The sequence below is a fragment of the Paucisalibacillus globulus genome (assembly GCF_900184735.1).
GTDB lineage: Bacteria > Bacillota > Bacilli > Bacillales > Amphibacillaceae > Ornithinibacillus > Ornithinibacillus globulus_B.
On the sequence record NZ_LT855384.1, the window covers coordinates 173337 to 184258 of the forward strand.

At 36.6% G+C, this 10922-nt stretch carries 7 protein-coding genes and 1 other RNA gene; all 8 read left to right on the forward strand.

Annotated elements, in window-relative coordinates; all coding sequences use genetic code 11:
* Positions 1 to 6 precede the first annotated feature (6 nt).
* Entirely contained in the window at positions 7 to 816 is an 810-nt protein-coding gene (zupT, locus tag BN999_RS01090) for a zinc transporter ZupT (protein ID WP_096269538.1), read from the forward strand.
* Between the two features lie 160 nt (positions 817 to 976).
* Positions 977 to 1444 carry an SsrA-binding protein SmpB gene (gene smpB / locus BN999_RS01095; RefSeq protein ID WP_096269539.1) on the forward strand — a complete coding sequence of 156 codons (468 nt, stop codon included), beginning with the start codon at positions 977 to 979 and terminating at the stop codon, positions 1442 to 1444.
* Positions 1445 to 1526: 82 nt separating this feature from the next.
* On the forward strand, positions 1527 to 3185 hold the full coding sequence (locus BN999_RS01100) for a M20/M25/M40 family metallo-hydrolase (RefSeq protein ID WP_096269560.1): 1659 nt from the start codon (positions 1527 to 1529) through the stop codon (positions 3183 to 3185).
* A gap of 158 nt (positions 3186 to 3343) precedes the next feature.
* Positions 3344 to 3705: a transfer-messenger RNA gene (gene ssrA, locus BN999_RS01105) on the forward strand.
* Between the two features lie 1069 nt (positions 3706 to 4774).
* On the forward strand, positions 4775 to 7867 hold the full coding sequence (locus tag BN999_RS01110) for a GNAT family N-acetyltransferase (protein ID WP_096269540.1): 3093 nt from the start codon (positions 4775 to 4777) through the stop codon (positions 7865 to 7867).
* Positions 7868 to 8150: 283 nt separating this feature from the next.
* Positions 8151 to 9086, forward strand: coding sequence for a ring-cleaving dioxygenase (locus BN999_RS01115; RefSeq protein ID WP_096269541.1), 936 nt, complete (start codon positions 8151 to 8153; stop codon positions 9084 to 9086).
* An 11-nt stretch (positions 9087 to 9097) separates the two neighbouring features.
* Positions 9098 to 9706 (forward strand): flavin reductase family protein, encoded by a 609-nt coding sequence (locus tag BN999_RS01120; RefSeq protein WP_096269542.1) that lies wholly within the window; start codon positions 9098 to 9100, stop codon positions 9704 to 9706.
* Positions 9707 to 9779: 73 nt separating this feature from the next.
* Positions 9780 to 10766: a ring-cleaving dioxygenase gene (locus BN999_RS01125; protein WP_096269543.1), complete on the forward strand. Its 987-nt coding sequence runs from the start codon at positions 9780 to 9782 to the stop codon at positions 10764 to 10766.
* Positions 10767 to 10922 lie beyond the last annotated feature (156 nt).

A 10922-nucleotide genomic window follows, 5' to 3' on the forward strand; every position in this document is an offset into this window, starting at 1 on the left:
AGTAACATGTCATATGACGTATTACTGGCATTTTTATTTACCTTAATGGCTGGTTTAGCAACGGGAATTGGGAGTTTACTGGCCTTCTTTGCAAAAACAACGAATACTAAATTTCTATCATTTGCTTTAGGGTTTTCAGCGGGAGTCATGATATATGTTTCAATGGTCGAGATTTTTGTTAAAGCACAGGACTCACTAGTTGCGGAATTAGGGTCAAAAGGTGGGCAGTGGTTAACGGTTAGCGCATTTTTTGGTGGTATGCTATTGATTGCCTTAATTGACCGATTTGTTCCTTCAGGTTCGAATCCTCATGAATTAAAAAAAGTGGAAGATATGAAAACAAATGGAGTAGTGACAAAGAATCCTGAGTTATTAAAGATGGGAGTATTTACTGCCCTTGCCATTGGGATTCATAACTTTCCTGAGGGTATTGCCACTTTTATTTCGGCAATTCAGGATCCAGCATTAGGCTTTGCAATTGCTATTGCAATCGCCATTCATAATATTCCAGAAGGTATTGCTGTAGCAGTTCCTATCTATTATGCAACCAACGATAAAAAGAAAGCATTTAAGTTCTCTTTCTTATCAGGGCTTGCAGAGCCAGTCGGAGCGATTGTGGCCTTCCTCATCTTAATGCCATTTTTGAATGATTTAATGTTTGGTGTAATATTTGCTGGAGTTGCAGGAATCATGGTGTTTATATCACTTGATGAATTGTTACCAGCTGCAAAGAAATACGATGAAGCCCATGTATCGATTTATGGATTGATTAGTGGAATGGCACTGATGGCATTGAGCTTACTCTTGTTGCCTTAATGTTAGTAACCCAAAAGGTAGATTTAATCTGGCTTTTGGGTTTTTATTGAATTAAAATTGAGAAGTAAGGATAGAACAGGTAAAGTTATGTTTCCTATTGGAATAACGGCAGATTATTTGGTAAAATTGATGTCACGGAAGTTTTAGGAGGGCGCGAATTATGCCTAAAGGTGAAGGTAAAGTAATTGCACAGAATAAAAAAGCATCACATGATTATTTTATAGAGGATACATATGAAGCAGGTATTGTATTACAAGGAACTGAAATAAAATCTTTACGTGCAGGACGTGTTAATCTGAAGGATTCGCACGCAAGGATTGATAGACGTGGGGAAGTTCAGTTAATTAATTTACATATCTCTGAATATGAGCAGGGAAATAGATTTAACCATGATCCAACCAGAACAAGAAAGTTATTACTTCATCGTAAACAAATCGATAAACTAATTGGTTTAACTCAGCAGGAAGGGTATGCACTTGTCCCTTTGAAAATTTATATTAAAAATGGATTTGCGAAAGTTCTAATTGGTCTAGGTAAAGGGAAAAAGAAATATGATAAACGAGATGATTTAAAGAAGAAACAAATGAAACGTGATATTGACCGTGCAATAAAAGATTATAACAGGTAAGTACACTCCATCAGCTAGAATTTTATTTTTAGCTGATGGTTTTCATTTACCTTAAGGAGAAGATTTTATGGAAAAATCTTTTATGATAAATTGTCGTGAAGAAGTACTAAATCTAACAAAGGAACTAGTTTCCATACGTAGTATTGTCAATACAGATGGGGAAAGTGTTATAGCCCACTCTTTGTATCAGATGGTCTCTTCCTATCCATATTTTCAGGACAATCCCGGAAACGTAGTCATCGAGAAAACAATTGATGATGAGAGGGAACGTTATAATGTAATGGCATATGTAAAAGGAACGAAAAGTAATAGCAATCGTACCGTCATTATTATGGGGCATATGGATACGGTTGGGGTTGATGATTTTAACCAGCAAGAAGATTATGCATTCAAGCCCGATGAATGGATGGATTTTTTAAAGAACGAGGATATCCCAGATGAAGTTCGTAATCAGTTAAACCCTAATGAGTGGTTATTTGGCCGTGGAGCATTGGACATGAAAAGCGGGGTTGCTAGTAACCTTTTTCTTTTAAAATTCTTCTCTGAACATCCAGATAAACTTGATGGTAACCTTGTGTTTATTGCGGAATGCGATGAAGAAGATGGTTCACATGGAATTTTATCTGCTCTTAATACATTGAAGAGATGGAAAGTGGATTATGGGTTTGACTATTCAGCTGCTATAAATGCAGATTTTGTTGCTCCGTTATATGAGGGCGACCCGAACCGCTATATTTATAAAGGTACTGTAGGGAAGTTACTTCCTGCCTTTTATATTGCAGGAGAAGAGACACATGTAGGTGCTCCGTTTAAAGGATTCGATCCAAATTTAATTGCAGCCGAATTAACAAGACAGATAAGCTATAATCCGGAGCTTTGTAATCCTGCATTGGGTGAATATACGTTGCCCCCCGTTGCGTTAAAACAAATGGATTTAAAGACTGAATATACGGTTCAAACTGCTTTAGGAGCCTACGTATATTATAATTTTCTTATCCACTCTTGGACTCCAAAAGAGGCACTTGCTATTTTAAAGGAACATGCTGAAATTGCGTTCCAACATGCACTGGAATTATTTGAAAATAGGTATAGGGCGTTTTGTAAGTTGTCAGGAGAGGCGTATAACGGAATACAATGGAAACCTCGGGTTATCACGTATGAAGAGATGGAAATCATGTTGGTTAAAGCACATGGAAGTGATTATGTCGATTCAATGAATCAATTTAAGCAAGACTTACTCCGTGACGATTCACTTGATACTCGCATGTATGCTTTAAAAGTAGTAGAAGAAGCATGGAAGTGGATGGAAGATAAGAATCCGACCATTATCCTTTTCTATTCTTCTTTGTATTATCCTAGAATTGAATTATCTGGGAAAACATTCAATGAACAAGTGTTGAGTGAGGCTTTAGATGAAGCGGTTGATGTGATCCAGTCTCAATATAAGCAACCAATTATGGTGAAAAACTTTTTCCCTTTTATTTCTGATATGAGCTTTATGTCATTGAGTGATGATGAAGCGGCTATTCAAGCGGTGAAAGATAATAATCCTGCATGGGGAACGAAACATTATGTGGATTATGACTTAATTCGAGATATCAATGTTCCTGTTATTAATATTGGTCCGTATGGGATGGATGGGCATAAGAAGTTGGAGAGAGTAGAAATAGATTACTCCGTGGAACTTGTACCAAATATGACAAAGCTAGTGATTGAAAAAGTTCTTAGTCATAATAAATAAGTCAACTGGAAAACGCTTGTGTGAATGGGAAAACATCCCACGGAAGAGACCTTGAATTTGTCTAGTGATATGTTATAATGAATTATGTCGCCGATGAGCGATCAACAATTTGATAATAACTATGTGCTCGTATTTATCCCAGAGCGTTTTCCTTTTATGGGGACGTTACGGATTCGACAGGGGTAGGTCGAGCTCAGGTTGCGCGTCGAGGTTACGGCTCGTAAAACGTTAAACGCCTAATAACTGGCAAAGAAAACAATTACTCTTTAGCAGCTGCGTAAGCACTAGCTAAAGGATCCTTCCTACTCTCGCCTGTGGGGTAGTTCTTGAAGGGTCTCAAACTTAGCAGGCTATCCTGTCATCCACCGTCTGAGGATGATTTGGGAACTTAATCAGACTAGCTACTTGGAAGCCTGTTGGTAGGCTGAAAGGTTAGCGAATGATAATATACCAACTACACGTGTAGAAGCCTGAGTGTCGTTACCTTTGGACGTGGGTTCGATTCCCACCGTCTCCACCAATACATATGTTGGTGGTTTTTTTGTTTATAATTATAAAATGATTATATAAACGTACTACCATTTATTAAAGGAGATCCTTATGCCCTTAATGTTATTCATATTAAGATTTTGGGTAAAATAATATAAATGAGTAAATTATAAGTTGGAAGAGTAATGGACATATTTAGAATTTGTAGGTATAATACGAGTAGACAAGCAATACTAATTAAATAACCGAGAATGCAGCAACATTCCCGGTTAGCATAGTATCAGATGTTCAGGTGGATTTCCTTCTGGACAAGCAGAAAAGAACCCCACCCTTATTTGATTTTAGTCGGTCAAAAGGGTGGGGTTCATCGTTTATCAGTAAAGTCTTTTACTAATTGCCTGATGAAGTCTAATAGCTTTAACAAAAATGCTCCAGCTGCGAAAAGCACTGTTAATAGTAACAATACTAATTCAATCTCCATCGACACCCCCTCCTTTCACCATAATCGGTTTCCAGAAGGGAATTGATTTACCCACCCGTACAACAATACCATGCTTGTCTTTATTTTATCTTACTAAAATCAATTGGCAAGTTTTTTCATTTATTTATCTTTCCTTTATTACTAAAACCACTATTAAGAAAAATTAACAAAATTTGGCTTTACTTCAGAATGAATTTTCTATATACTAATGGAGTAATAAAGATTCTGAAATTTAGAAAAGGAGGTTGTATGTCATGATCAAGTTTAACGTAAACGTAACAAAATCGAATATTAGCTTCATACAACCTACTGGTTACTTTAAATTCTAATTAAAACTAATAACCCGAATTTATACCATAGGATATATGATGCATTCCTATGGTTTTTTAATTCAATTCTCCATGAATTAATCGCATTTGATTAATTTTTGGATTAAAGAACCATTCTCCTAAAGCAGATAGGGAAGTAAAGTTCGAATTCCTTCCTAAATGCTTGAGAAAATCTTACATTTCGCTCAGGAGAGCAAATGTGAGTTTTTCTAAGAGTGGTTCTTTTTATTTTGTTTTAAGTTTTGTGATAGTAACTAGGGGTTTTGAAGGAAAAGGGAGATGGAATTTTTATGAACATCGATATCGTAAAATACGATGAGAGTTATGCAGCAAGAGTTGCTGATATGTGGAATCATAGCCGTGATGGCTGGGGCGGAGCGAATACGGTGGACACAGAAGAGTCCATCTTGCACCGAGAACGTAATTCAACGAATATCCATACCTTTCTTGCTCTAGAGGGTGAGAAAGTTGTGGGATACTGTGGATTTAGTGAATATCGTGATGATGAAGGGGCATTGTATATTCCACTGTTAAATGTACGAGATGATTATCACGGTAAAAAGATTGGGAAGAAACTACTATTAACTGCTTTAGAAGAAGCGATTAAATTAAAGTGGCCTAGACTAGATTTATACACATGGCCAGGTAATACCAAGGCTGTTCCACTCTATAAAAAATGTGGCTTCTTTTGGGAGGAGCGGGATGATACTACGCATTTAATGAACTTTATGCCAACCGTATTACATACAGAAGCAGTACAGGACTTCTTTATAAATACTAGTTGGTATGATAGTAGCATTAGAGAAATTGAAGTAAAGCCAGATGGTAGAGTGGAGAATGATTTTCATTTCTATGAATACGCCTGGGAGAAAGAAAATGAAACACTAAGGATGGAATTCGAACGAACTGGGAGAGGTATCCGATTAATTGAAACAACGGATTATTCTATTTTGGTAACGATACCGGAACATCGCCTAGTCTTTGGGGATAATTATCAAGTTACTTATTCCATCATAAACAAAACTGGTAAGCCACTTCATATCGACTTAAAAGGTATAAGTGATAAGAACATCGAATATTCCATGGAAAAGTCAATAGAAGTAATCGATAAAACAGAAATTAATGGAACATTCTATGTCAATCCAATCAATGAAGAACAAAATACTTTCCGCACCCACCCTTGTGTAAAAACAATGGTGACAATTAATGGCAAGAAGGCGGAATTTAAGGTAGGGATATTGCCAAAGTATCCGGCACAGATTATGGCACAATACCCAGTGGATATGAGTTTTATTGGCAGTGAGAGTGTGTTTTACCTTGATATGATGAATAATTTCTCGGAAAGAATCCAATTTGAATTGGAGTTCCCATCTTCACCGATTATGGAGATAAGTACTCCAACACTTTCACTAGAAATGGGTCCAAAGGAAAGAAAATCAATACCTATACCATTTAAGGTCTTAAAACATGGCTTTTATGAAGCAACGTTATCCATTAAAGCGAATAAAAATTATGGTGAAACAGTTGGATTTTCAAAAGTCATTGGGGTCCCATTAAGGGGAATTGGTGCAAAGTTATATGGAGAAGACGAGAAGAAAATTCAATTATTCAATGGTCAATACTATGCTTCCTTAGACAAAGACGATAATAGTATCGATGCAGGTAGAAAGAAAAAAGAGGAAAGTATTTGGATCATGCCACCGAAAGTAGGAAAACCATACTCTGAAGAAATGGCAAAGGCCAAATATACGGATCTAGAATTCTTAAAAGGAGAAGGGTATGTTGGTGCAAAGATTGCTTACCGTTTAGTTGCTTTTCCATCTGTTAAATTCCATATCGTTTTGAAACTTTATAGTGAGGGTCTCGTGGAGAACTATTACGAAGTGGAAAATATTCAGGATGTGAAAACTGAACAATCCATCTTTGTTAATCAATCGATCTATTTAGAATTAGATAAGGCTGTGATTCCTTATCGAGGGGAAATTATTGAATTGAAGGATTCCATCGGTAATTCCTATGAAAATTGGGATGAAAGCCAAGTACACGAGAATTGGATTTTTGTCAATGGAAGAACTGAACCTATTGCTATGTGCTGGAGTTCAAATGAAAAGATTCACTTTGGCTCCTGGTATAATTACATCGAGCATGAAATTGGTCTAGTAGAATCAAATACGAGTAGAACAACAAACTCAGTATATTTTTCAATAGGAGCGTTCCATGATATAGAGAGTTTCCGAGCATTTGCTAAACAATCTTCTACAGAACAGAACAACAAACCTGTTAATCATTTACATCTTTCTTTAGAAAATAACAATCCTGTTGTAGATGGTGATAATATAACTTGTAAGGTAACAGACTTTAAGTCTAATTATCTGCATGGAGAAATGTCTCTTTCACTTTCTAACCATGACCAGAAAGTAGTAAAACAGTTTGATCGAATTGATAAACAAACGGAATGGGTTCAAGAATTACCTATTGAACATGATTCCGCTATATCAACTGTTAAAATGAGTGCCCGGTTAGATGCTGCCATTCATGAGCGGGAAACTCTTGTTATTCGCAAACAGAATATAGATATCCAACAAGATATAGTACATGAGCATGGAATGGATACATGGAGAATGAATAATGGTGTCATGGAAATTAAAGCTACTCCAGACTTTTTCCCGGCCTTACATTCCCTGTCATATCAGGAGAAAGAATGGTTAGATACACCATTTCCAGTACTTGAACCGAAACTATGGTGGAATCCATGGGCGGGTGGAATAACTAGTCGAATAGCAGATATCCGACCGCATTCACTTAAAAAAGAAAAAACACAAGGCGAGTTTACTAGCATGATAGATAATAAAGGGAATGAATGGCGTGGTATCAAGCTAACAACGTTCATCGAGCAAAATGAAGATTATAAAGGACTTACCTATAGTCAATATTTTCTTTTACTTCCAGGTGTACCAGTCTTATGTCATGTATCAGAAATAGATCAAAACACGGGGAGATTTTTCCATGAGACTGGTTGGCAAACATCAGCATTCTTTAAGCCAGATACGGCCATTCAGGATAATTGGGTCAACTTCCAGGATAAATCTGGTAACTGGATGAAAGTAGTAGCTGGATATGATGAAAATGAGTTAAGGGTAGATCGTAATGTGCTGGTTGGGTGTAATTCCAGTGTAGACTTTCTACAACAAATCTCCAAGACGGAAAGTACGAAGCAAGAAGTCTATATAAATAAAGAGGTTGTGGTCACTTCTGTAAGTGAAAAGTTAACTTTACCTTCTAATACAACTTATTTTACGACTCCAAACTTCTATGTTTTTCATAATAAGTTTATAGAAGAAGCTGCACAATATGACTTACAAGAAATTAGATTTCTGAAGTAGTTTTATGATAAAAGAGCGTACCGAACATCGAAAAGATACTGATGTTTGGTACGCTCTTATTCCTTGATGTTGACAAACAAAGATATCCCCATTATAATTAAACTTAATTAAGAATAACTTAATTCATAATAGATTTATTAGTAAGGCATTATTTTTTTGTGTTAAATTACTTCGAAATCGAGATAAATAGCGATAACTAAGGTATATGAGTATCCATCATGATGGATAGTGTAGTTGGTAATAGTAAACAGGAATAATAGTTTGTGAAGAAGGAGAGTTATTTGTGAAAAAAACAGAAGGAATACATCATATAACAGCCATTGTTGGACATCCACAAGAAAATGTTGATTTTTATGCAGGCATTTTAGGATTACGTTTAGTGAAGAAAACGATTAACTTTGATGACCCAGGCACTTACCATTTATACTTTGGTAATGATGGTGGGAGACCGGGAAGTATTATTACTTTCTTCCCTTGGGCGAATGCGTATCAAGGGAAAATTGGTGGCGGACAAGTAGGGATAACAACTTATGCAATTCCAACTGGAAAAATGGGCTATTGGGAAGAACGATTGGAGAAATTTAATATCCAATTTACTAAAGTAGAAAGATTTGGTGAAGCATATTTACAGTTTGAAGACTTTCACGGTCTTCAATTGGAACTAGTGGAACGAGCAGACGGAGAACAAAATAAATGGACATTTGGAGATGTAACTCCTGATGTAGCAATTAAGGGATTTGGTGGAGCTATCTTATATTCTGTAAATCCGGAACAAACTGCAGAGACGCTTCAAGGTTTAATGGGATTAGAAAGAGTGGGAGAAGAAGGAGATTACGTCCGATTTAAGTCCTTTGGAAACATTGGAAATATCATTGATATTAAGAAAACAGAAATGGAACGAGGACAAATGGGTGTTGGTACCGTGCACCATATTGCATGGCGTGCCAAAGATGATGAAGATCAATTGGATTGGCAACGTTATGTCGCTGATCACGGATTTGGTGTTACAGCAGTGAGAGACCGGAATTACTTTAATGCTATTTATTTTAGAGAGTATGGCGAGATTCTATTTGAAATTGCAACAGATCCACCTGGGTTTGCTCATGATGAATCATATGAAACAATGGGTAAAAATCTTATGTTGCCAGAACAATATGAGCAATATCGCGAAAGATTAAATAACTCCTTAATCCCTATTAAAGTAAGAGAATTAGATTAGGAGGGATACTATTGTTATCCTTTGACCCGAAAGTTAATACAGAAAGAGAAAACTACAAATTATTAATTGGAACTATTATTCCAAGGCCCATTGCATTTGTCACAAGTATGGCGGAAGATGGAACAATTAATGGAGCACCGTTTAGCTATTTTAATATAGTTTCATCTAATCCACCGATGATTTCCTTGGGATTTCAACGAAAAGATGGAAAAATGAAAGACACAGCAAGAAATATTCTTGATAAGAAAGAATTTGTTGTTCATATTGTGGACGAATCCAATGTGGAGGATATTAATGCAACGGCAGCATCCTTGCCACCAAACCAAAGTGAAATAGATAAGACAAAATTAACTATTGTGCCTAGTGAGGTTGTTTCGGTTCCTGGCATTAAAGAAGCTAAGGTCCGATATGAATGCACGTTAGAGCATGCGGTGGAGTTAGGCGAAGATGGGAATATAGGTGTGGATTTAGTAGTTGGTAAAATAACAAGATTTCATGTTGATAAAGAAATATATGAATCTGGTCGTATCAATCAGGAGAAACTGGCAGCTATAAGTCGACTTGCAGGGACTAACTATGCCAAGATAGGAAAAGTATTTTCCATAGAGCGTCCAAAATAAATGTTATGACTAACACAGTAAAATTTTTGAGAACTTGATAGAAAACAATTAAACCAATTTGGAGGAATCATTCATGAATCAATTAAAAGGTGTACACCACGTTACAGCAATTACAAGTAGTGCAGAAAAGAACTATGAATTCTTTACCTATGTTTTAGGTATGCGTTTAGTAAAAAAAACGGTAAACCAGGACGATATTCAAACGTATCATTTGTTCTTTGCAGATGATAAAGGTAGTGCGGGTACAGACATGACATTCTTTGATTTTCCAGGTATTCCAAAAGGGATACATGGTACAGATGAAATTTCTAAAACTTCATTCCGTGTACCTTCTGATGCTGCTCTTGATTATTGGGTAAAACGATTCAATCGATTGGATGTTAAGCATTCAGGCGTAAAAGAACAATTTGGTAAGAAAACCCTTTCCTTTGTAGATTTTGATGACCAACACTATCAGTTGATATCCGATGAAAATAATGAGGGTGTTGAATCTGGTACGCCTTGGCAAAAAGGTCCGATTCCGTTGGAGTATGCTATTACAGGGTTAGGTCCAGTGTTTATTAGAGTTTCTAATTTTGATTATATGAAAGCTGTTTTAGAGCAAGTTTTCCTATTTAAAGAAATTGCTAAAGAAGAGTCCTTCCATCTTTTTGAAATGGGAGAAGGAGGAAATGGTGCACAAGTCATCGTGGAATACAATACTGTACTTCCACGAGGTAGACAAGGATTCGGTACTGTCCACCATGCAGCGTTCCGTGTAGAAGATCGTAGTGAACTGGAAGCATGGATGGAGCATTATGCATCATTCCGTGTACCTAACTCTGGTCATGTAGATCGTTACTTCTTTGAATCCTTATATGCTAATGTAGCTCCAGGAATCTTATTTGAATTAGCAACAGATGGACCTGGTTTTATGGGAGATGAGCCTTATGAAACATTAGGGGAGAAGCTATCACTACCACCATTCTTTGAACATAAACGAGATGAAATTGAAAAATTAGTCCGTCCAATTGATACAGTCAGAAGTACCAAAGAAATTATTAAGGAATATGAGGATTAATCACAGATTTGTTATAAGAGATAGAGGCTGGGACAAAAGAGTTTTAGTTGATTAAAATCCGAACGAACATGAAAAGCGCATAGACCCGCTCCGGAAATATACTACGCTTTCCACGGGCGGCTGGTGAGCCTCCTCAGAGCTAAAGCTCTTCCGGGG